The sequence below is a fragment of the Bacteroidota bacterium genome (genome assembly GCA_017303905.1).
Taxonomy (GTDB): domain Bacteria; phylum Bacteroidota; class Bacteroidia; order B-17B0; family Aurantibacillaceae; genus JAHEYG01.
Genome location: JAFLBH010000001.1, coordinates 301,557 through 326,662 on the forward strand (window position 1 = coordinate 301,557; position 25,106 = coordinate 326,662).

Here is a 25,106-nt window from a genome sequence, read left to right on the forward strand (position 1 = left end):
TATTAAAATTTAATTCCGATTACACAAACATCATCAATTTGCTCATTCTCCCCTCTCCATGTTTCAAACTCCTTATCCAAAATTTCGCGCTGTTCATCTGAACCGAGTAATTGCATATCTGTAAAGATTTGTTTCATTCGTTTAGTAGAAAAACGCCGGTTCTTTTCTCCGCCAAACTGATCGCCATAACCATCACTAAACATATAAAACGAATCGCCTTTATTTATTTGATAAGAAATCTCGGTATATACTTTGTCGTTCCCGTCAAAATATCCTCCGATGGAGAATACATTTGCTTTGGTTTCCTTTAATTCGCCATCTATGAAATAGTAGATGGGGCGGTTTGCTGAAGCAATCGTAATTTCCCTTTTATCTTTGGTGATTCTGCAAATAACCATGTCCATTCCATCACCAATTTTATTATCCGGATTATTTTGCTTAAATGCCGCGTAAATTTTTTTGTCTAATTCATACAAAACTTGTGAAGGAAGAGGATCTTTATTTTCAATCATAACCTGATCAATGTAGGTGGAGCCTAACAAACTCATAAATGCACCCGGTACACCATGTCCGGTACAATCCACTACCGCTACATAATTATATTGTGGTGTAGAGTAATACCAATAGAAATCTCCACTAACTATGTCACGAGGTTTATACAGTACAAACAGATTTAGTTCCTTAAACATATTTTCTGTTTGAGGTAACACTGCATTCTGAATGCGCTTCGCGTAAGTAATACTATCTGTAATATCTCTATTCTTTTCGTGTAATAGGTCGTTGGCTTTTTCCACTCGTTCCTTTTCAACAACCAATTCTTTTGTTTTCTCCGTTACCATCTCCTCCAACTTAATTTTCTCTTGCTGCAATTTGATGGTTCTGGCTCTGAAAAACAAAAAGATTCCGCCTATTAAAACACCGCCAATAACAACATAAAACCAGGCTTTTTTCCAAATTGGTTCTTTAATGCTGAAACTAAACGTTAATGGTTGCTGTGATTCAAATCCATCATCATTCTTTGCGTAAATAATAAAACGGTAATTTCCATCCGCTAATCCCGGGTATGCAATTCGGCCATCGTCACCGGTTCTCCATTTATCTTCAAAACCCTCCAATTTATATCTATAAGTTACTCCGGCAGGGTTTGTCAAAGATACGCCAATCACTTCCATATTTAATTCATACTTACCATAATCAAAAACAAAGTTGGTGTCGGTTGTGCTTTTCACTGAATCATTAAATGTTAACCGAAGAACAGAGAGCACAGGCGGAATGGAGTTTATTTTATCCTGCATCGGACTGTACTTTATCAATCCTTCCGTACTTCCTATCCAAACATAACCATTCTTGTCTTTGAAAATAGCATTACTGTTAATTGTGTTAGCGGGCAATCCGCTATTCTTATTAATAGCTCTGAATGTTTTTAAACTCGCGTACTTTACACTAATTCCGTTTTTATGGCAAGTAATTACATCGCCGTTATTGGTCGCCATAATTCCATAGATGTAATCAGAGGCCAAACCTTTAGATGAAGTAAATCGCTGGTATTTAGGATTACGGTTCTTTTTGTAAGTAAATACGCCATCGCCCTCGGTACCAAACCATACCATGTCGTTTTTATCTATTGTAGCTGAATTAAAACGGAACGAAACAGATGAGTCCAAATCTTTTTCCAGTGTGATCTCACCGTTATACAAATTATAGAGCGGAGTCATTGGAGAAAAAATCCAATAGCGATCCAGTTGATCAACGAAGAAAGCCGTAAAATTATTATGCGGTGCTCCGCCATCCGTATTAAAAACTTTAACGACTACATTTTTTTCATTCAGATAATACAAGCCCTCAATCGTACACACCAAAATTTGACCGAGATTGTCTTTTGAAATATAATTGATGGCCTTTTCTTTAAAATCGGCCAAGGTGGATTTTAATTTAGGTTTGCCGCCGGTTACATCCATTATATATAAATTTTTGTCGGTTCCTATCCACAATTCATTTGTAGCTTTATTAAGGTAGGAACAACGAATGATTTCACCGGTGCCGCATAAATTTAATTTTGTTTTCAAACTATCCTTAGGATTAAACGCAAGCACAGTTGATTCGTCAGCTACAAATACATTGTCGGCATCATCAACCGCCACTGTAATCACGTTATCGAAATCCAGAAAATTCTTCTTATTAAACAATTCGAATCGGTCGGAAATAAATTGGAACAAACCACTTCCTATACTTCCTAACCATAAGTTTTGTTCTTTATCAAGGAAGATTTTACTAATGAATACACTTCCCAATCCATTCTTAGGGGCAATGGTTAATTGCTTTTCTATTTGTTTACTGTTATTAAATTTTAAAACAGATAAACCTTCATTAGTTAACGACACCCATAATTCTGAGCCGTTTTTAAAACAAATATCTTTTACATTAAGAGATTTGCTTTTTAATTCGGTTGAATAGGTTGTAACGGTAGTAAAACTTTTATTCTCTCTTCGTATACATTCAATACCTACTTCATCAATCCCGGCAAAAATTTCGTTATTCACAAACTCGATACAAGTCACATTCTTGTCCTTTGTATTACCGATAGCCTTGTACTCCTTTTTTCCCGAGCTTAAGTCAATTACCAACAAACCTTCCTGACTGGCAATAAACATTTGATTATCTTTGATTCTAATTTCGCTTACAGGCGGTAACTCTTCGATTAAAAATGGCACAATGCTATCACCCGCGATTGTGTAAATAGAACCCGCCGAATTGGCGTAATAAATAGTTTGCTTGGCATCTTCAGCGATGGCAATGACCTTGGCAGCTTGCGCTGAAGATGTTTTAATTTTTTTGAATTGCCCATTTTCATAACAACTTATCCCTCCTTCAAAATGTCCGATCCATATCCTTTGTTTTGAATCGGCGTATAATGCACTGCAAAAATTTTCAGATAAGCCAACGCGTTTACTGAATTTACTGATGCGCTGTCCTCCATACGTTGCCAATCCATCACCGGTTGCTATGTATAAAAACCCATTCTTCGCTTGGATAATATCATATACGTAAGGCTGTGGTAATCCTTCTTCCTGGCCGAACACACTGAACTTATACTCTTGAGCAATGGCAAGAGAAGCAAAAAAGGCTAGAAGTATTACTAAGTGTTTTTTCATTTGGCCGGCTTCACTCCGATTTTATACTTAAACTTTGGAACGCCACCAATTGGTGTCGCATAAAATGCGAGTAATTTTCCGTATTGATTTTTAATTGTAACAGCAACGTTATTATTTTTAACGGCTCTTTTATTGATGAATTGAATATCTAATGAAGTATTTAACTCTTCGGTTGTAATCGGAAATTTAATCTGCGACCAGGTTCCTTCAGTGCTTGAACCCGACATGTCGCCCTTTTTAGCCACAGAAACAACGCGAACAATTCCGGCATCATCATAATCAAACACACTCACTTCGCAACTTGTTACGTCCGGCGGAATAAATGGATAAATATGGCACACCGATGTCATGTCTTCCGCTAAGCGAAAAGTATACTCATAGCAAAACGCGTTTCCGCCCTCTACTTTTACGTTTTTATCTTTTTGCGACGACAAATACATTTTAAATAAATTTCCATCGTCTCCTTCAAGACCTTCAATCACTACTTTAAAAACATAACCGCCGTTTTCAGTTTGCAACTCTCCTTCTTTTGGATTAAAGGGGCCGAAACTATACCAATTGCCATCTGTTGTAGGATCTTCACCAAAAGTTTTACCGGTAATAAATACACCGGATTTGTAATTGCCTTTTGGCGAATCTGATTGCGCGTCTTTATCAGAATGTGCTCCCTTTCCGCCATAAAATGAATATTTTGTTTTGGAATTGAAAGCTGCTACTTTTTCATCAATAGTTCCGCCGATATCCGGATCAAATACCCGAATGTAAAAAGGGTCATTCGATTTTTCAGGAATAACGAAGAAGTAAATAGTAGCATTATCATCATCACCAAAGGAAGGTTTACCTCCTTTGCTGAAAACAGTAAAGTGTTGAATTTTCTCATCTTCGGATGGAAATGGCTGCGCCGATAAATTAAGGCCAATAAATAGACTTAGAAAAACGAGCCATGGGGAGATGCTTTTTTTCATAAATGATGATATAGGTTTAGTCACCCAAAATAAAAAAAATATTCCAATTATTTGTCTGTTTTTCCTGATAAAATAACTGTTTTAACGATTAATTTTCACATCTACTCTTCGGTTCAAACGGCGTGTTTTTTCTGCAGAATTATCGTATTTCGGTGTCGTTTCGCCAAAAAACTTAGGAATAATGGTCGCATTGGTAAATACTTTAATTTCCTTCTCAACCGCAAACACCCTTCGCTTACTGAGTTGATAGTTATAATCGGTTGGTCCGAGGTAACAGGCATGTCCTTCCAACGTAACTTGATTTATTCTTTTGGCAGAGAAATTTCTGAAATAATAATCCAATTTTTCTAATTCATCTTTAACAACTATGGAAGAATTTAAATCAAAAAAGATGCTGATTTCATTTTCTACCGCTTCAACTATACTAATCCGTTTACCATCTTGATAAGGCGTAATAAACACATGCGTATACCCCATTTGTAACAATGCATTCTTAACGTCGTTAGCGTTTTCCAATGTTTTTAAATCCTGCGTCATGTATTTGTACCAACCCTCTTCTGTTTTCTCTTCAATGACACCGCTAACTTTTCCAAAAGCATTCTTAGGTTTTTTATTTTGATAAGCTCCTATTTGCACGCGATACGTTATTTCTCCTGATGCAGGAACATAGTCAGGAATAACAGTTGTTGTTTTGGTTGGCGTGGCAGTTTGCTGATTTGTATTGGTGTTTACTTGCGTGGTGTTTGTTTTTACACTGGTAATCGGGTCTTTTACATTATTGGTGTTTACAGGGTCTTTACCTACAGTTGGTGTTGAAGTTGCAAGTAAAGTATTGGTGATAACAGGTGCCTGTTCCAATGTATCCTTATGAAGCATGTAACGATATTGCATATTCGGATTATTGATAAGTGAATCACTTAAGAATAAACTCACAATTGACGATTTAAATCCGGCCTTTTGCGCTTTTTCATAATACGGTAAAATATCGGACAGGGATTTTTCGCTACCGAGGAAATAGTGATACAAACTATCCTTACGCAACGCTGTTATCACCTGAAGTCCTTTAAACACCGGATTGTTCGGGTCAATTTTTTCCTCTGAAACTCCCACATGAACTTTGAAGCGAATGCTTGTGTCGCGTCCGTTAATGTTTGGAGTGGTTAATGGCTTTCCGTCGTTATTCGCAATGGCAATGGAATCCAACTTCTCCATTTTTACAATGAAATCATGAAATGGCTTATCGTATTTTTCAAGGCTATCCAACAATTGTTTTTTCATGTCCTCCTTTTTCTTTGGTTTTTTTGGAGGCGTGAAAGAATACACCGTGCTGTCGGTTAAATTGTTGACTTTAATTTTTTTGGTGGCACAATCTTTAAACGGCAAATTGTTTCTCTTTCCTGTAACACCAAGCGTGATTACATAGGTTCCTTCTTTTTGATAGGCGTGCTTTGGTGCATCCTGAAAAGAATAGTTATTGTCACCAAAGTCCCAGTAATATTTATCTATTTGCACACTGTCGAGGTTGGTGTAGTAAGGATGTATAAGCACTTCCAACCCTGTTTTCACTGTATCGGGCGCATGAATGTACAGTTGCTTTTCGTTTTTAATTTCAAATTCATAGGTTACTTCATTGAAGAAAAGTAATCCTGTCGTTTTGTCTACCACGTTTAGTTCAACATTGTAAATTCCTTCATTCTCGAAGCAATGACTGGCTTCTAATCCTCTTTTCTTTGCGCCATCACCAAAACTCCATTCGTAAGTCATGCCCAAAGTATCTTTAGAATCCATACTGGCCTCTTCGTAAAACGTATAGCAATACAAATTATCCTTCATGTCTTTACAATTCTTGAATGAAGGGAAAATGTTTTTGAAGTAATACAAATCATCATTACCACTGCGATTACTGCTGAAATAACCACTCACCTGATTGGTGTCCATACAAATTCCAAAATCATCGGATGAGGAATTAATCGGATTGCTGAGCAATTCAAGTTGAGCATCCGGATTAAATAAATCAACCGCATAGATATCAAGTCCGCCAAATCCTCCGGGTCTGTCGGATGCGAAATACAATTTTCCATTTACATAGTACGGAAACGATTCATTGTACTCTGAATTAACTTTCGCGCCACAATTCATTGGTAATTGCCAGATGCCATCGCGCTTAACACTGTAAAACAAATCGATTTTTCCGTAACCACTTCCAATATTACTTGCAAAGAACATCAGTGTATCTGCCCACACACTTGGTTGTGCACAGGAAACCGTATCATGTAATCCGAATGTTATTTTCTTTGGCTTTTTTACTTTTTTGTTGATGGTGTCTTTCTCTAAAAATGAAATTTGCAGAGGAAGTGTTTTACGTTTCCGCAATACCCCTTCATTATTCACCGTGCAGTAATAGCCCTTATCGGTCTCACAACTCGGGCCGATGTAATATTTTGTCTTCAGTTGCTTACTAATGAGATCGGGTTTTGTAAAATTCACCGAATCGAGCAATAAACATTTGTACAAATCGGTAAATTGCTTCGATGTGGCGTTGTCGTAATACACAACTGCATACTCATTTTCACGGTCGGAGATGAAAAAAAAGTTGTTTTTATAGCGATAAGGGGAATATTCGCCATCCTTGGTATTGAGCATCGACAGCGGAAGGATCTTTATTTTGGTTGTATCGTACTGTAAGGTTTGAGAATGCAGACAAAAAGAAAACAGGTATAGTGTTGCTATACAGAAAGTTACAAATATATTAGAGCGCGAAAGCTCGTGGGTTCCTCGCATTGGCTGAATAGCCAAAATAGTATCTTATAAGTAACTCGTGAGACCCACTGTTATAATGTTTTAAACGATTTAATCCACAATCGTAACTATAGCTGAATTTGAACTGATCGTTGATGCCGAACTCCAAAATTCCGACAATAGATTCGTTAGTTCGGTACGAAACTCCCACACCCAAACGCTGACGGAAGTAGTAATTAACGTTAATATCACCCTGAATTGGTGACCCATTGATGTATTTAACCAAAAATGAAGGTTTTATTCCATGGTCGTCTGTTAATGAAAAATAGTAGCCCCCTGTTGCAAGTATTGGATTTTCTATTATAAAATTCTTATTCAAAGTATTTACGAGGTACGGAGCGCTTAATCCGGCGAAAATATTTTTTCCATAAAAATAAATTCCGGCGCCACTTAAAAATCCAACACTTGTAGGGTTTTGATTTTGCAGTAGAGCATCTTGTTGATCGTTACGAGTCAACTTATCCCAATTTGTTCTCTTGATCATCACACCATTTTGAAGACCTAAGCTTAATTTATATTTACGCTTAATTCGGATGCGATAAGCATACATCACATTCAAGATTTGACTGTTATATACGCCCACTTTATCATTGATAATTCCTACACCAACGCCAATTGATTTAATTCGAAGCGGTGTATTTAATCCAAATGTAGTTGTTTGTGGAGCGCCATCAAAACCAACCCATTGCTGACGATGCCCCAGCGTTACATCCATCGCTTCATGTCTTCCCGCATAAGCCGGATTAATAATAAATCCATTGATTACATATTGGCTAAAACCGGGATAGTGCTGCGGTTTGGCGACCGTTGCCCATAAAATAAACACTATGTAAAGTATTCTCTTCATTAATTTGATTTAATTACCAAATAACCCGTGTATTTTTTTCCTTGCGCTTCAATAATAAAATAGTATGTATCATCAGCAAGTTTTACACCGTCATTGTTCTCACCTTTAAAGCTGTCTTTATAATTTTCGTGATGATACACCTGATTACCCCAACGATTGAACACAAGTAATTTCACATCATTAACATCCGCTAATCCGCGTACTTCGAAGAAGTCGTTACTTCCGTCTCCATTAGGCGTGATGACTTGCGGAATTAACAATGGATTTATGATTAAAATCATGGTATCGGAAACCGCTGTACACACACCGTTAGTTAATGTCCAAACCAATTCATAAGTGCCTGCTTCATTAGCTGTAAAATTACTTAACGGATCACCTGTATTTGCAAAACTTCCTCCCGGTCCTGATAAAATTGACCAAGCTCCCGCGCCGATAGTTGGCGTATTACCCGCCATTAAATTGTTTAACAAGTCGGAACTTATATCCGGGCCTGCATTTGCGGATCCGGGTAAAATTGGTGTATACGCTTGAACAAACATGGTATCACTTGTGCTAGGACAAACCGATGAGTTTGTAACTGTCCAAACAAATCCGAATAATCCCTGATTGTTTACATTTGCTTCCGAACCCGGGTTTCCGACTAAAGTAACAGTTGAGCTGCCTGTAGATAACGGTGACCAAACACCGACACCAATACTAGGTGACATTGCTGCTAAATTAGTAGAGTAAGAACAAATTGATTGATCTGGACCGGCGTTAGCCGCACTTGGCGGAGCATATGCAAATACTACCATCGTGTCATTCTCAACCGGACAAGTTCCGTTACCAATCGACCATACATAAGTATATGTACCGGTATTCGTAAAGCTTACTGAAGTAATAGTAGATGTTGGACTACTTACAGATGGTGAAGCCCCCACTTGAACCCAAGTTCCTGTTCCAATGGCCGGTGTATTTCCAGTTAATGAAGTTGTGAGTGCACAAATAGCTTGATCTAATCCTGCATTTGATATGCTCGGATTTAAATAGGTTGTTATTTGAACCGTGTCATTCTCAACCGGACATGTTAAATATCCTACAGACCACACATACGTATAGGTGCCTTGACCTGGAACAGTAAACGTAGAATTAGCTAATGTTGGCGTAGCCACTGCGGGAGCGCCACCGAGTGGAATCCATGTTCCTGTTCCTACAGCATGAGGTGTTGCATTGAGTGTTGGTGTTAGAGTACAAACAAATTGATCCGGACCTGCAACAATTGGTAATAAATTAATCAATACATCTATTTGTAAGGTGTCTATTGACGGAGGGCATATACCGTTAGTAGTTGTCCATTGTAATAGGTTGGTTCCTACAACAAGATTAGTAGCAGAAGTTGAAGCAAGCAATGAGTTTGTAACTACGCCTGTACCACTTATAACAGTCCAGCTTCCTGTACCAATGGTTAACGGTGTAGCACTTATTGTGGAATTAGGTGAACAGATGATTATGTCGGAACCGGCATTAGCAGGAGTTGGTAAATCATCTACTTTAACATTCATGGTGCTTGATGAAACCGCACAAACTCCGTTTGATATTGTCCATTGAATAATATTGTTTCCAACCGATAAACCGGAAATTGAAGAACCCGGATTGTTCACGGCAGCAACGGTTCCGGTTCCCGTAATCACGCTCCATGTTCCAACACCAACTCCAGGTGTGTTTCCTGCTAAAATTGTACTTCCCGGATTAATACAAATGGTTTGGGATGGTCCGGCAACTGAATTAGTCGGCATATCATCCACCTGAATACTCATAGTTGAGGTCGAGTTAGCACATACACCATTCGAAATGCTCCATTGTAAAACAGTGGTACCAACAGCTAAACCATTAATTGATGAAGACGGATTGTTAACAGCAACAATCGTACCGCTTCCCGATACAATACTCCAGGTACCTACTCCTACACTTGGGGTATTCGCTGCTAAAGTTGCGCCGCCTACACTCACACATATCGTTTGGGAAACTCCTGCTATACTTGTTGCTGGAACATCATCTACTTGAATCGTTGTTGTAGAAACGGAAGACGGACACACGCCATTAGCTATACTCCATTGTAACACATTTATTCCAATAGGTAAAGTTGTAACCACACTTGTTGGGCTATTAACCGAAGATACCGAACCACCACCAGCAATAACACTCCAAGTACCTACACCAACTGTCGGTGTGTTTCCCGACAATGTTGTAGAGTTAGAAGATATACATAAAGTTTGTGAAGCACCTGCGCTTGAAATTGTAGGAACATTATCCACCTGAATATTTAATGTGGTGGTAAGCGCACCACACGATCCGTTTGCTATGCTCCATTGTACAACTGTGTTACCAACTGTTAATGCTGTTATTGTAGTTATCGCAGAAGTTGAAGATGTAATAACACCGCCACCAGACAAAACACTCCAAGTTCCTACGCCAACGGTCGGCACATTGCCTATCAAATTAGCACTTCCTGTACTAACACAAACTACACCTGCAGAGCCGGCAATCGGAGTTGTTGGTACACCATCTACCTGAATACTCATCGTGGATGTTGAATTCGCACATACACCATTAGAAATTATCCATTGTAAAACTGTTGTACCAACAGTTAAACCCGTGACGGTTGTTGTTGGAGAGTTTATTGATGTAACAACACCGCTACCTGATACTATACTCCATGTTCCAATTCCTGTTACCGGCGTATTCGCAGCTAATGTAGTGCTACCTGTGCTTACACAAATAGTTTGGGATGCTCCTGCATTTGAAACTGTAGGTATATTATCCACCTGAACACTCATTGTCGAAGTAGAGTTAGCACATACGCCATTCGAAATGCTCCATTGTAAAACATTCGTTCCGGGTGACATGAAGTTAAATGGAGAAGTTGGTGAACCGGTACTGGTAATTGTTCCGGTGCCGGAAACCAGACTCCAAGTTCCCACGCCTACACTAGGTGTGTTAGCCGCTAATGTCGTAACAGAACTACTTACACAAACAGTTTGTGATGGTCCCGCAATTGATGTTGCAGGCACATCATCAACTTGAATTGTCATTGTAGAAACCGACGTTGCACACACACCGTTAGATATGCTCCACTCTAATATTTTAATGCCCGGCGTAGTAAAGCTAAATGTTGATGTTGGAGAATTAATCGTTGTGATAGTTCCTGTACCTCCTATTAAACTCCAAGTACCAACACCTACAATAGGCGCATTAGCTGCTAAGGTTGTAACGGAATTGCTTACACAAACCGTTTGTGATAATCCGGCGTTTGCTACAGTTGGCATCGCATCTACCTGCACACTTGATGTTGCGGTAGAGGCTGCACACACACCGTTAGAAATAGTCCATTGCGCAATGGTTGTTCCGGTTGTTAATCCGGTTAAATTAGAATTTGCGTTGTTAGGGGTAACAATAGTTCCGCTTCCTGAAACGATATTCCATACTCCGGTTCCAACGCTTGGAATATTTGCGTTCAACACTGTACTTCCTGTGCTCACACAAATGGTCTGTGACGGTCCAGCATTGGAAACTGTTGGTACATTGTCAACCTGTATCGTCGTAGTTGAAATGGATGTTGCACAAACACCATTTGCAATACTCCATTGTAAAACATTTATACCCGGACTTGTAAAACTATACGTAGACGAAGGAGAGTTTACAGCAGCAATTGTTCCGGTTCCTGATACTAAACTCCATGTACCCACTCCAACAATCGGAGCATTCGCTGATAAAGTGGTAACTGAATTACTCACGCAAACCGTTTGAGATACTCCGGCGTTTGCTACAGTTGGCATCGCATCTACTTGCACGCTCGTTGTTGAAGTAGATGAAGCACACACCCCGTTAGAAATTGTCCATTGCAGTATCGTTGTTCCTGTTGTTAATCCGGTTAAATTAGAATTAACGTTGTTCGGTGTAACTACAACTCCGCTTCCTGAAATAATGTTCCATAAGCCTGTTCCAACACTCGGTATGTTTGCATTTAATACAGTGCTTCCTGTACTCACACAAACAGTTTGTGATGGGCCGGCATTAGATACAGTAGGAACATTATCCACTTGAATAGTCATTGTAGAAATAGAGTTTGCGCAAACGCCATTTGCGATTGTCCATTGTAAAACTTTAATTCCCGGGGCAGTAAAACTAAAGGTAGAAGAAGGAGAGTTTATTGCCGTAATAGTTCCGGTACCTGAAACTAAACTCCATGTTCCAATTCCAACTACAGGTGCATTCGCTGCTAATGTAGTTACTGAATTACTCACACATACTGTCTGCGATGGACCCGCATTAGCAACTGTTGGAACATTATCCACCTGCACATTCATAGTTGAAGAAGACGGTGGACAAACACCGTTAGAAATGGTCCATTGCAAAGTATTTAATCCTAATGATAATCCCGTTATAGGTGTGGTTGGAGAAAAGAAATTACTTATCGAGCCGCTTCCGCTTACGAAACTCCATAAACCTGTTCCAATAGTTGGAGCATTCGCGTTCATAGTTGCATTAGGCGCAGAAATACAAATGGTTTGTGATAAGCCGGCATTAGATACGGTTGGATTTGCATCCACCTGAATAGTAGTTGTTGAAATTGAAGGCACGCAAACTCCGCTGCTTATCGTCCATTGTAAAACATGAAGCCCCGGTAACAATCCGGTTGCAGCAGAGGTTGGGCTGTTTACAGATGTAACACTTCCTCCTCCTGAAATTACACTCCAGGTTCCAACACCAGATGTTGGTGTATTGGCTGCTAATGTTGTAGTTGAAGAACATATAGTTGTAGTTGGTCCTGCGACTGCAATGGAAGGAATAGGATCTACATTAATTGTAACAGTAGACACCGTAGGAGGGCACACACCGTTAGAAATAGTCCATTGTAAAACTTCAACACCCGGAACTAATCCGGTAACAGTAGTCGTTGGAGAATTGAAGCTGCTTATGCTAGCTGTTCCGCTTACTATTGACCAAAATCCTGTTCCTGCAGTTGGAGTATTTGCTGCCATAGTAGCCGTTGACGAAGCGCAAAGTGTTTGGTTTGGTCCGGCAACTGAAATGGAAGGGAATGCATCTCTTACAATATTTACGGTTGAAGAAGTAGCAGGACATACACCGTTAGATATGGTCCATTGATATGTGTTTATACCCACTGAAAGTCCTACTACAGAAGATGTAGGTGAAGATATCGTTTGCACAGTAGAACTTCCTGCAAGAACTGTCCATAATCCCGTACCAACCGTAGGCGTATTTCCCGCGAGAACTGTTGAGGTAGCACATACTGTTGTATTCACCCCTGCGTTTGCTATTGTTGGGAAATCATCTCTTGTTATTGAAAGTGTAGCTGTTTCTGCTGGACAAACGCCATTGGAAATGGTCCATTGAAAAATATTGGTTCCAACTCCTAATGCCGTAACAGATGTGACTGCCGATCCCGGAGCAGTAATGGTACCGCTTCCGCTAACCAATGACCAAAGTCCTGTACCTACTGTAGGAATGTTCCCACTCATTGTTGCAGTAGTAGCGCAAACTGTTTGAGAAGCTGAAACTGTGGCGGCAGTTGGCGGTATGTCTCTATACACTTGCAAAGTAGATGTTGTAACGGGACAAACACCATTTGAAATTGCCCACTGAAAAATATTGGATCCGAAACTTAATCCGTTAACCGTAGTAGTTGGGTTTCCTGTTGAAACGATTGTTCCTGTTCCTGATAAAACCGACCAAAGTCCCGTTCCAACTGTTGGAGTATTCGCCGTTATTATTGCTGAACTTGAACACACTGTTTGGCTCGGACCGGCAATGGCGGTAGTGGCAATAGTATATACTATCACAGAAATAGTTGAGGTAGACGGAGGGCATACACCGTTAGTAATAGTCCATTGGAAATTGTTTGTTCCTACGCCCATACCGGTAATTCCCGTAACGGCCGAACTTGGAGTGGTAATGGCGCCGGTTCCCGCTACTAAAGACCAAACTCCCGCACCAACTGCAGGCGTGTTGGCCACTAATGTGGTAGTAGAAGCGCATAAGGTTTGTGTAGTACCTGCATTTGAAATTGTAGGCATTGCATTAACAACTATAGATGTTGTAGAAGTTGTATTAGCGCATACACCGTACGATATACTCCATTGTAAAACTGTCGTTCCCGTAGTTAATCCTGTAACAGTGCTATTCGGAGAATTTGGCGATGTAACTACCCCTCCACCTGATAATACGGACCAAGTACCGAAACCGACTGAAGGTGTGTTGGCAGACAATGTTGCAGTACCCGGAATCTCACAAACTGTTTGGGAAGTTCCTGCAACACTTGCCGGCGGTACGTTATTAATAGTTATAGTTGTGGTAGTAATTGACGGAGGACAAGTACCGTTAGATATACTCCATTGTAAAATTGTTACGCCTGGTGTATTTAATCCTGTAATTGTGCTGTTAGGTGAGTTTGGAGATGTTATGGTTCCTCCTCCCGACAAAATGCTCCAGGTGCCAATACCAGTTGCAGGAGCATTCCCTGCTAATGTTGTACTTGCTGTTGTTACACAAATGGTTTGAGAAGGACCCGCAGCCGATGGAGTTGGAAGTGGATCAGCATACACTCCTACAGTTGACGTTGAAACCGGACAAACACCATTGGATATGCTCCATTGGTAAACATTTAATCCTGTAGATAAACCACTCACTCCGGTTGAAGCGGAAGTTGGTGTTGCCACTGATGATGTTCCTGAAAGTACTGTCCAAATTCCAATTCCTGTTGTCGGTGTGTTAGCTGTCAAAATTGCTGTTCCCGGATTTACACAAACTGTTTGTGATAAACCAGCGTTTGAAACTGTTGGAGGAATATCTCTGAATATTGTTACTGTTGCCGTAGATGGAGGGCATGTACCGTTAGATATCATCCATTGAAACACGTTTGCACCGAATCCTAAATTTGTAACTCCGGAGTTTGGTAACGAAGGATTGGTTACTATTGCTCCACCGGAAAGAACTGTCCAGTTACCTGTACCAACTACAGGCGTGTTACCGGCTAAAGTTGCTGTGGCCGCACACACTGTTTGCGTTAAACCTGCATTAGCAATAGTAGGAACCGGATCTCTTACTATTGCTACTGTTGAAGAAGAAGACAGGCAAACACCATTACTAATTATCCATTGATAAATTTCCGTACCTACTGAAATACCGGATACACTAGTAACAGGATTCGTAAATGTAGATAATGCTCCCGTTCCCGCTAACTGAATCCAAAGTCCTGTACCCACAATTGGCGTGTTTGCGGTTAATGTTGCATTTGCCGCACAAATGGTTTGTGAAATACCTGCGTTCGAAATTGTAGGAGGCATATCTCTTACAATTGAAACGGTTGAAGATGATGGAGGGCATGTACCGTTTGATATGGTCCACTGAAATACATTGGTGCCAAATGACAATCCGGTAACTGATGATGTTGGTGATGACGGACTCGCGACAGTGGAAGTACCGCTTAACACAGACCAATTACCGGTTCCAATTGCAGGGGTATTCCCGTTCAATGTAGCTGTCGCTGCACACAGAGTTTGTGTTAACCCCGCATTCGCTACAGTCGGATTCGCATCCACATTAATTGCTACGGTTGATATTGAAGGTGGACATACGCCATTACTAATCGTCCATTGGAATACGTTGAGTCCAATTCCTAAACTTGTCACCGGTGTAACAGCAGAAAGTGGTGAGCTTATTGACCCTGGTCCTGATATAACGGTCCACGCACAACTGCCTATACCAGGAGTGTTTCCTGAAAGCGTAGCCGATGAAGTACATAACGTTTGTGAAGTTCCCGCGTTCGCTATGGTAGGATTTTGATCTCTTACAATAGCAACCGTAGAACTTGAAGAAGGACAGGTTCCGTTACTGATGGTCCATTGAAATACATTAGTTCCAATAGAAATAAAATTGACCGCTGTTGTCGCAGAACTTGGAGAAGAAATAATTCCACTACCGGACACTAATGTCCAAAGCCCGGTTCCAACCGTTGGCGCATTACCCGCTAGGGTTGCTGAAGTCACACAAACAGTTTGTGACGCTCCCGCATTTGAAACAGTTGGCGGTGTGTCACGAACAATTGCTACTGTTGAAGTTGATGGCGCGCACACACTATTACTGATCGACCATTGAAAAACATTCACACCAAATCCTAAGCCCGTTACACTGCTGTTTGGTGATGTAGGCGCTGTAATAGTTCCGGCACCGGATACAAGCGTCCATACACCCGTACCAATCGTTGGCGTATTTCCATTTAAAGTCGCGCTGCTTACACAAAGTGTTTGATTAGCACCGGCAGCTGAAATTGTTGGTGATGGGTCACGAATTATAGCAACAGTTGATGTAGAGGGAGGGCAAGTACCGTTAGATATTGTCCACTGGAAAACATTTGTACCAACTGACAAGAAATTAACGACTGAAGTTGGGGATCCAGGTGTTGCTACTAATCCGCTTCCTGAAATCAATGACCACAATCCGGTTCCAACAGCCGGCGTATTTGCCGCCATAGTTGCTGTGCTTACCGAACATAATGTTTGAGTTGGTCCAGCTACTGACACGGAAGGTAGTGGGTCTCGAACAATTGCAACAGTAGATGTTGAAGGCGAACAACCCGGCATATTAATTGTCCATTGAAATATATTAGTCCCCACACCGAGGCCTGTTACACCGGTAGACGGTGTTGATGGTGAAATAATTGTACCGCTTCCCGAAACCAAACTCCAAACCCCTGTACCAACAGCCGGTGTGTTTCCGGATAAGGTTGCGTTACCTACACACAATGTCTGACTTGTTCCTGCATTTGCAACAGATGGAGGTGGATTTCTGATAACAGCAACGGTTGATGTAGATGGTGGACAAGACCCATTGGAAATTGTCCATTGAAAAATATTCGTTCCGACTGATAAAAAGTTAACTAACGTTGTTGGAGAATTCGGATTCGTGAATACACCACTACCTGAAACAACAGACCATAAGCCCGTTCCAACAGTTGGAGTATTTGCCGCCATAGTCGCGGTAAATGAATTACACACAGTAATTGTTGTGCCTGCATTTGCTATTGTTGGAAAGTCATCACGATGAACACTAACTGTTGAAGTTGACGCAGGGCACACACCGTTAGATATAGTCCATTGATAAACATTAGATCCTACACTTAAACCGGTAACACCTGTTGTTGCTGAACCGGAGCTTGTGATTGAAGAGGTACCTGTTAACACAGTCCACACACCAGTACCAACCGTTGGCACATTTCCGTTTAAGGTAGCGGTTGTAGCACACACTGTTTGTGAAAAGCCTGCGTTTGCAATAATTGGATAATTGTCGCGATTAATTGCCACAGTAGCAGAAGTAGCAGGGCACACACCGTTAGATATGGTCCACTGATAAATATTAATCCCAACTGATATAGCGCTGACGCCGGTAGTTGGTAAACTTGCATTTGCAAATGTTCCGCTTCCTGAAACTACCGACCAAGAACCTGTTCCTATTGCCGGTGTATTTCCTGCCATTACCGCTGTAGTTGTACAAATAGTTTGAGCTAAACCCGCATTAGCAACCGTTGGATTTGCGTCTACATTGATTGCTACAGTTGAAGTTGAAATAGGACAAACTCCGTTGGAAATGCTCCATTGAAACACATTTGCACCGACAGCCAAACCGGTAACTGTTGAATTAGGTAAAATTGGATTTGTTATAGTACCACTACCGGATAACAACAACCAAACACCATTTCCAACAGCAGGAGTGTTACCATTCAACGTTGCTGTGCTGGCACAAATAGTTTGTGAGGTTCCTGCATTAGCTGTAGTTGGATTTGTATAAGATATAATGGAAACCGTTGCCGAAGATGCAGGACATGAACCGTTAGATATGGTCCATTGAAACACATTGTTTCCTAATGCTAATCCGGTAACAGAAGAGTTGGGCGAATTTGGTGAAGTGATGGTGCCTGCACCAGAGATTAAAGTCCATAAACCGGTTCCAACAGTTGGTGTATTCCCTGCAAGCGCTACGGTATTTCCACAAACGGATTGTGCAGTTCCCGCATTTGCTACCGTTGGAATATCATCTCTCCAGATTGAAACAGTTGAAGAGCTGGATGCACACACGCCGTTTGAGGTTGTCCATTGAAATACATTATTCCCAACTCCCAATGCAGTAATACCTGTGTTTGCTGCTGCCGGAGTTGTAATAGTTCCGGCTCCCGAAATTAATGTCCACAATCCAGAACCAGCAGTTGTGGTATTTGCCGCCATAGTGGCTGTTGTTGCACACACAGTTTGTGAAGTCCCTGCAACTGAGATGGAAGGCGGCGCGTATCGTACAATCGATACCGTAGATGTTGACGGAGGGCAAGTACCGTTAGATATGGTCCATTGAAACACATTTGTTCCTACACCAAGCGCTGTTAATCCGCTTGAAGGTGAAGTTGGATTCGTAATAGTTCCTGCGCCGGAGACCAAAGTCCACGAGCCTGTACCAACAGCCGGAGTGTTTCCTGCCAGTGTAGCCGTAGTTGCACAAACTGATTGTGATGGTCCTGCAACAGATGTAGTAGGAAAATTATATCTAAACACACTTGTAGTAGCGGAGGAAGATGCACACACCCCGTTTGAAGTTGTCCATTGAAAAACATTGCTTCCTACTCCTAACGCTGTAATTCCTGTATTTGGGGCAGAAGGTGTGGTGATGGTTCCTGCACCGGAGACTAATGTCCACAAACCGCTACCCGCTGTTGTAGTATTAGCTGCCATCGTTGCGGTAATTGCGCAAACAGTTTGTGATGCTCCGGCATTAGCAGGTGATGGCGGAGCGTAACGAACAATTGCAACAGTTGATGCTGACGGAGGGCAAGTACCGTTAGATATCGTCCATCTAAACACATTTGTTCCTATTCCTAATCCGGTAATTTGTGAGGTAGGTGATGTTGGTGTTACAATTGTACCCGAACCTCCAAGCAAAGTCCAACTGCCGGTACCCACTGCCGGTGCGTTTGCCGCCATTGTTGCGGTAGTTGCACACACTGATTGTGAAGGACCTGCTACAGATGTTGTAGGAAAGTCGTATCGAAAAATACTCATTGTAGAAGTTGAGGCAGGGCACACGCCGTTAGATATCGTCCATTGAAAAACATTATTTCCAACGCCCACGTTTGTTACAGTAGTAGCCGCTAAAGTTGGAGTGACTATTGTTCCGCTACCTGATACAACCGTCCAGCTTCCGGTACCGACAGCAGGTGTATTGCCCGACATAGTGTACGTAGTAGCGCAAATAGTTTGTGAAGCTCCGGCACTGGCAACAGTTGGAAAGTTATCCCGAATAATGGCTACTGTTGAAGTTGACGGAGGGCATACACCGTTAGATATCGTCCATTGGAGAACATGAGTTCCCGTATTTATTCCCGTTAATCCTGAAGTGGGAGAAGTTGGAGTGGTAATGCCCAACGAACCTGAGACTAAGGTCCAGCTACCCGTACCCACCGCGGGAGTGTTTCCTGCAAGTGTGGCTGTGGTAGAACAAATGGACTGTGTAGTTCCTGCATTAGACACTGTTGGTAATGCCTGTCTGGTAATAGTTACTGTAGATACAGAAGTAGGACAAGTACCGTTAGAAGTAGTCCACTGAAAAACGTTCGCTCCAACACCTAATCCGGTAACTGTTGTGTTATTGAGGTTTGCGTTGGTGATAGTACCTGAACCTGATAATAAACTCCACGTTCCGATTCCTGCTGAAGTAGTGTTAGCTGCCATAGTAACTGTGGCACTACATACCGTCTGATTCGGTCCGGCATTTGCTATAGTTGGTGGCGCGTATCGCGTTATTGACATTGTAGACGTTGTGACCGGACATGTCAAATAAGATATGGCCCATTGATATACGCTAACACCAATTCCTAATCCGGTTATTCCGGAAGATGCAGACGAAGGCGTTACAATTGTACCTGCACCTGAAAGCAATGTCCATGCACCCGTACCTGTTGTTGGAGTATTAGCGGCCATCACTGTATTCGCGGCACAAACTGATTGTGATGGTCCGGCAGTTGCGATAGAAGGTGTTAGTTCTCTACGAATCGTAACGGTGTCTCTTTCTACTGGACAACCAGAACCGCCAATGGTCCAAATAAATTGATTGTTTCCCATTCCTAACCCGGTGATAGTTGTATTAGGAGAAGTTGGAGAAGTAATGCTACCGGAGCCTGATAATAAACTCCAGGTTCCTGTTCCTGCTGTTGGCGTATTACCGGCCATCGTTGCCGTAGTGGCGCAGACCGTTTGATCGCTTCCTGCGCTTGCTAAAGAAAGAACCACTCCACAACCACATTTCGCTACAGCAATATTACTTCCTGTGGCTGTGGCTAGAGTAGTAGTTCCGAAAGACGAAGGCCCGGTTGTATAGTGGCCACCAATGTAAACATCCGCCACGTTATTTAATCCTAAACCATAAGCATTATCCACTCCGGTTCCTCCTCCCGATAACGCATAATAGAACACATTATTAGAAGTAAATGAAGCCACAAATAAATCCGTTGAATTTACAGCCGTAAGGATGGGGCCACCAACATTTGTAAAATTTAAACTGCTATTATAATAACCTGTTAAGTATACGCGACCTAAAGGATGATAAACAATAGTATTCGCTACATCATTTACGTTACCCGTACCTCTGATGTGTCGCACCCATTGATATGTTCCTGTTGTTCCATCGAGTTTTGCGGCAAACGCATCCATACCTCCCACCACAGTTTGAGTTACAACAGGTGCGGGGTTTGGAAAACGAGCATTATTACTGATACCACCGGCGATATAAATATTTGTGCCATCACTTGTGATGCCACGCCCTTGATCATTTCCCGCTGCAGAAGCATTCGTTGCCCAGCTAAATCCACCGGCTTGTGTATAGGCTAAGACAAAAATATCTGTGTTCGGACTTGACTGAATTGGTAGAGTAACGGCCTGTAGGGCTCCGGCACTATTATAAATTGATAAGGCATTTCGATAATCACCGACTACATAAACACGACTTGCATCTGCGGTTACCTCATAACCTTCCTCTGCAGAATTACTTCCTGCCGAAGCTACCCATTGTACTATTCCGTTTTGATCATACTTCGCCACAAAAACATTGTTATTTACAGGCGTAGCTGCAGTAGAGGCAGTAATTGTTGATGTCCCCGAAGATCGAAAAACCGCAGAGGCAACATAAGCCCCCGTAATATAAACGCCATTTGCGTCAGCGTGAATTCCATATCCTATATCGGTCGACGCCCCTCCGCCACGAGCTGCCCATAAAAACGCGCCTGCTGAAGAATATTTGGCAATAAAGGCATCTTGACCGCCAGTTGAAGCAATATTAAACACGGCTGCTGACGGATCAAAATCCACAGTGCCATTAAAATAACCTGTTATATAGATGTTTCCAGCCGGATCTAAAGCAATTGAACGACCCCCGTCAGCTCCCGTGCCACCAATCTCTATCGCCCATTGAAAAGTTCCAACAGAATTATATTTAGCGATGTAAATATCCGTACTTCCATTCGTGGCTGTGAATGTTGCGCTATTAAATGCCGCCGCACCATTTAATCCGCCCGAATACAAGCCTGTAATAAAAACATCTCCCGTTGTCGGATTAACAGCAGCATCAAAAGCGGCTTCAGTACTGTTACTACGTGAATCTCTGGCCCATTGCCATGGCGGTGCCTGCGCCAATGCAAGTTGAGATTGCAAAACACACAAAAGAATAGCTATGTAAAAAAGCAATTTTTTCACAACGGGTACAACCAATAAAAATGTTCAATTATATTATTAAATCCAATTAAAATTCGATGAAAATCAGATAATTACCGACAAATGAGTATGGGTAAATTCGTGTTTTCGGTTAAAAAGACATTAATTTGATTATCAATACGTTGTAATATTGTAGGATAGATAAAGATGGCAGTTATACGCTTTTGATTGAGTAAAGTATATGAACTTTATTTACAAAACTTCTCTATGTTTTGTTTTGCATCGAAATTTCCAAGAGCGGCCGCCTTTTGCCACTCTTCGCAAGCCTCCTTTTCGAATCCTAAGGCGTTTTTACATATCGCGCGATTGACCATTGCGTCGGCATCCGTTTTCTCAATGGCTAAATATTTATCGTAATATTTTACTGCCTGCTCATATTCCTTTTTATCGAAATGAATATTTCCAATATTAAATAGTGGTCCGCTGTTAGCGCTGTCTTTTTCCAACGCCTTCAGATAATCTTTCTTTGCATCTTCCAATAACTCCAAGTTATATTTAGAATTTCCTCTGCTGTAATAATACTGCGAATTGCTGCTGTCTAACTTAATAGCGGCATTAAATGTTTCAATGGCTTCGCGATAATAACGTGTTTCATCCTGGCATAATCCGATTTGAAAATAAATTTCCGGATCGTTAGGCGATAATTTTTTTGCCGTCTCAAAATCTTTCAATGCCGCCTCACAATTGCTCGTATCGGAGTAGCATTCTCCTCTCGACAAATAAGCATCCGCATCTGCAGGATCAATCGCAATCATTTTTGAAAAATCTTTAATTGCCGCGGTGCTGTTACCGTGAGCCCGGTAATAAATTCCGCGACTGAAATACGCAAATGTATTGAGTGTGTCTAATGAAATAGCTTTATTATAACAGTTCACTGCTCCAATAGTATCATTCAAGTCCTCTAAAATTCGTCCCTTCTCAATGTAACCATCACCATTTTCAGGTTCGCCTTTTATGGCGTTATTAATAAACCTTAACGCTTCTTTTGCTTTATTTCTATCGATACAAATTAAAGCCAGGGAATAATTCGCGCCGAAATATAAACTATCCTTACTCAGTGCAGATTTATAAGTGGAAATAGCGCTTGTGGTATCATGCATGCTCTGCAACACTCCACCCTTAATAACAAATAATGTTAGTTGATTGGTTGACTTTTTGATGCCTAAATTAGCGATAGACAAAGCTTCCTTAAGTTTATTTTGACTCTCGAATAATCGCGACAAACTAATATATCCGCGCGCATCGCTGCTATCGATAGAAATTGATTTATTATAATTTTTGATGGCGTTTAATGTATCGCCCAAATTTTCATTAGCGGCTCCACGTAAATTATAAAAAGCAGAAGAGTTAGGTGCTAACTCTATGGCTTTATCAAAATCTTTTTTTGCTTCAGAAAATTTTCCAAGATACAATAAACTGCGTCCTCTTTGATAATAGGCCTGAGGGTTTTTCGAATTAGCATTGACAGCGTTTTTAAATTCGTTATACGCTAACTCATAATTTCCTTTTTCCAACAGCGTTTCTCCGGCCTGAATATGTGCAATATCCTTTTGCGCAAAGGCAAAATTGAATCCGACACATAAAAGGAGCAAGAAAATTCGTTTCATAAAACTTAAAATTAACCATAATTTTTGACAAGAAAAACAGATTTTTTGAGCGACATGTCCACCTTATCTTATCTTTGTGCCGAATGAAACTCTTTAAAAATCTCGTCGACGCCGTACAGGACTCTCTCAAGCAAATTATGTTTGAGAAAAAATATTCTGACAAGGTTTTAGAAAGAGTATTTAAGTCGAATCCGCAATGGGGCGCCCGCGACCGAAAATTTATTGCAGAAGCTGTTTATGACATTACACGTCATTTTCGTTATTTATCTGTTATCGCAGGAAGCGAAAGAAGTTTAAACATGATTTTTGCGGCTTATCTTGTTGAAAAAGGCATTGCGTTGCCGGATTGGCCTGACTTTAAGTCAATCAATACCCAACTTTTCACAGATGCAAAAAAACGTATTACCTCAGCGGCCATCTTACAATCATACCCCGACGAACTTTGGAATTATTGCGAAAAAGAATTAGGTGCAGAAAAATGGAAGAAGGAAGCGATTGCATTGAATTCCGAAGCGAAAGTGGTGTTAAGAGCTAACACTTTAAAAATATCCAAAACTAATCTCGCCAATAAACTTAAGGAGTCAGGGATTGAAACAGAAGATACAAGCATGGCACAAAATGCTTTGCAATTATCCATCAGAAAGAATGTTTTTTCGTCAGAACTTTTTAAGGAAGGTTTTTTTGAAGTGCAGGATGCCGGCTCACAATTAATCGCTGAATTTTTAAATGTAGAACCCGGACAAAAAGTGATTGATGCTTGTGCGGGTGCCGGCGGTAAAAGTTTACATCTAGCGGCTCTCATGAAAAATAAAGGCAAAATTATTGCCATGGATGTTGAAGAATGGAAGTTGGAAAATTTAAAAAAACGAGCCAAACGCGCCGGCGCTTTCAATATTGAAACTCGTTTAATTGAAAACAATAAATCCATTAAGCAATTAGAAAATTCGGCCGACCGATTATTGTTGGATGTTCCGTGCAGCGGCACCGGTGTGATTAAACGTAATCCGGATACCAAATGGAAAACAACGCCTGAAATCATTGAAAAAACAAAAGAACTGCAATACAAAATTTTATCGGAATATAGCACGATGTTGAAGAGCGGAGGCTTTCTGGTTTATTCCACTTGCAGCGTTTTACCAGGTGAAAATGAAATGCAGGTCAAGAAATTTTTAGAGGCAAATTCAGGTGCGTTTTCGTTAATAAAAGATAAAACCATTTATCCTTCGGAAGGCTATGATGGCTTTTACATGGCGCTCCTAAAAAAGAATTAATACATTTGTAAAAACTATAAAATGAAAAAATTAATTACTCTATTCTTATTGGCTGTTAGCAGTTTTTCTTTTGCACAAAATGGCAAAGTTGAAAATGTTAGTTCAGAGGTTTTCAAAAAAATGATTGAAGATAAAAAAGGTCTTCTCATTGATTTGAGAACTACCGACGAATTAAAGGCAAAAGGTATGATTAAAGGCGCCACACAAATTGATTTTTTAGCGAAGGATGCAGAAGCAGTTATTTCCAAGTTAGATAAAAAGAAAACTTATCTTATTTATTGCGCTGGCGGTGGAAGAAGTGGTGATTGTGCTGAATTCATGCACAAACAAGGCTTCGAACACGTAGTTAATCTCGAAAAAGGAATTGAAGAATGGAAGAAAAAAGGTTTTGAAACTGTAATTCCTAAATAACACTTAAAGCGCTTCATCTGAAGCAGGCTTGCCTCTCCAGCTTTTGTATAAAGCAACAATTTGTTTTCTAAAAATAATGGCAATCAAAATATAAGGAACTGCCATCAAATAAAGAATTCCTGTATTTAGTCCCTTCGCCATAGAGTTCTGATTATTATCTAAGCTACTGGCAGCAGCTTGTTTACACATAGCACATTGAGCCTGTGCATTAATCATAAAAACGAACAGTAAAACAAAAAGACTAAG

9 protein-coding genes are annotated in these 25,106 nt (G+C 40.8%); 2 read left to right on the plus strand and 7 right to left on the minus strand.

The genetic code is table 11. The annotated features are described in order from the left end of the window. Positions 1-2: 2 nt before the first annotated feature. From J0L69_01330 to J0L69_01355, 6 genes are all read right to left on the minus strand, one after another. Entirely contained in the window at positions 3-3,152 is a 3,150-nt protein-coding gene (locus tag J0L69_01330) for a SpoIIE family protein phosphatase (GenBank protein ID MBN8691801.1), read from the minus strand. After that, a complete protein-coding gene (locus J0L69_01335; GenBank protein ID MBN8691802.1) occupies positions 3,149-4,117 on the minus strand; it encodes a hypothetical protein in 969 nt (322 codons plus the stop codon). The genes J0L69_01330 and J0L69_01335 overlap by 4 nt, the downstream gene beginning before the upstream one ends. Positions 4,118-4,198: 81 nt before the next feature. After that, positions 4,199-6,760, minus strand: a complete 2,562-nt coding sequence (locus J0L69_01340; protein ID MBN8691803.1) for a PKD domain-containing protein — start codon at positions 6,758-6,760, stop codon at positions 4,199-4,201. Between the two features lie 106 nt (positions 6,761-6,866). Then, complete coding sequence (locus J0L69_01345; protein MBN8691804.1) at positions 6,867-7,763, minus strand: type IX secretion system membrane protein PorP/SprF; 897 nt, start codon at positions 7,761-7,763, stop codon at positions 6,867-6,869. Next, on the minus strand, positions 7,763-21,553 hold the full coding sequence (locus tag J0L69_01350; protein MBN8691805.1) for a gliding motility-associated C-terminal domain-containing protein: 13,791 nt from the start codon (positions 21,551-21,553) through the stop codon (positions 7,763-7,765). Before J0L69_01350 ends, J0L69_01345 begins: the two co-directional genes overlap by 1 nt. A gap of 206 nt (positions 21,554-21,759) precedes the next feature. Beyond that, entirely contained in the window at positions 21,760-23,178 is a 1,419-nt protein-coding gene (locus tag J0L69_01355; protein ID MBN8691806.1) for a tetratricopeptide repeat protein, read from the minus strand. Between the two features lie 83 nt (positions 23,179-23,261). On the opposite strand from J0L69_01355, the gene J0L69_01360 reads away from it, so the two are divergent. Both J0L69_01360 and J0L69_01365 read left to right on the plus strand, forming a co-directional pair. Beyond that, entirely contained in the window at positions 23,262-24,449 is a 1,188-nt protein-coding gene (locus J0L69_01360; GenBank protein ID MBN8691807.1) for an RsmB/NOP family class I SAM-dependent RNA methyltransferase, read from the plus strand. Between the two features lie 21 nt (positions 24,450-24,470). After that, positions 24,471-24,860: a rhodanese-like domain-containing protein gene (locus tag J0L69_01365; GenBank protein ID MBN8691808.1), complete on the plus strand. Its 390-nt coding sequence runs from the start codon at positions 24,471-24,473 to the stop codon at positions 24,858-24,860. A gap of 3 nt (positions 24,861-24,863) precedes the next feature. Here the strand turns inward: J0L69_01365 and J0L69_01370 are convergent, their stop codons facing one another. Further along, the gene (locus tag J0L69_01370) at positions 24,864-25,076 is read right to left on the minus strand and encodes a hypothetical protein (GenBank protein ID MBN8691809.1); all 213 of its coding nucleotides are present in this window, start codon (positions 25,074-25,076) and stop codon (positions 24,864-24,866) included. Positions 25,077-25,106: the final 30 nt, after the last annotated feature.

What these genes read in the sequence shown, in the direction of transcription:
- J0L69_01340 (MBN8691803.1), bottom strand. Translation starts at nt 6,760, where the DNA reads ATGCTCAATACCAAGGATGGCGAATATTCCCCTTATCGCTATAAAAAC.
- J0L69_01345 (MBN8691804.1), bottom strand. Translation starts at nt 7,763, where the DNA reads ATGAAGAGAATACTTTACATAGTGTTTATTTTATGGGCAACGGTCGCC.
- J0L69_01360 (MBN8691807.1), top strand. Translation starts at nt 23,262, where the DNA reads ATGAAACTCTTTAAAAATCTCGTCGACGCCGTACAGGACTCTCTCAAG.
- J0L69_01370 (MBN8691809.1), bottom strand. Translation starts at nt 25,076, where the DNA reads ATGATTAATGCACAGGCTCAATGTGCTATGTGTAAACAAGCTGCTGCC.
- J0L69_01355 (MBN8691806.1), bottom strand. Translation starts at nt 23,178, where the DNA reads ATGAAACGAATTTTCTTGCTCCTTTTATGTGTCGGATTCAATTTTGCC.
- J0L69_01330 (MBN8691801.1), bottom strand. Translation starts at nt 3,152, where the DNA reads ATGAAAAAACACTTAGTAATACTTCTAGCCTTTTTTGCTTCTCTTGCC.
- J0L69_01335 (MBN8691802.1), bottom strand. Translation starts at nt 4,117, where the DNA reads ATGAAAAAAAGCATCTCCCCATGGCTCGTTTTTCTAAGTCTATTTATT.
- J0L69_01365 (MBN8691808.1), top strand. Translation starts at nt 24,471, where the DNA reads ATGAAAAAATTAATTACTCTATTCTTATTGGCTGTTAGCAGTTTTTCT.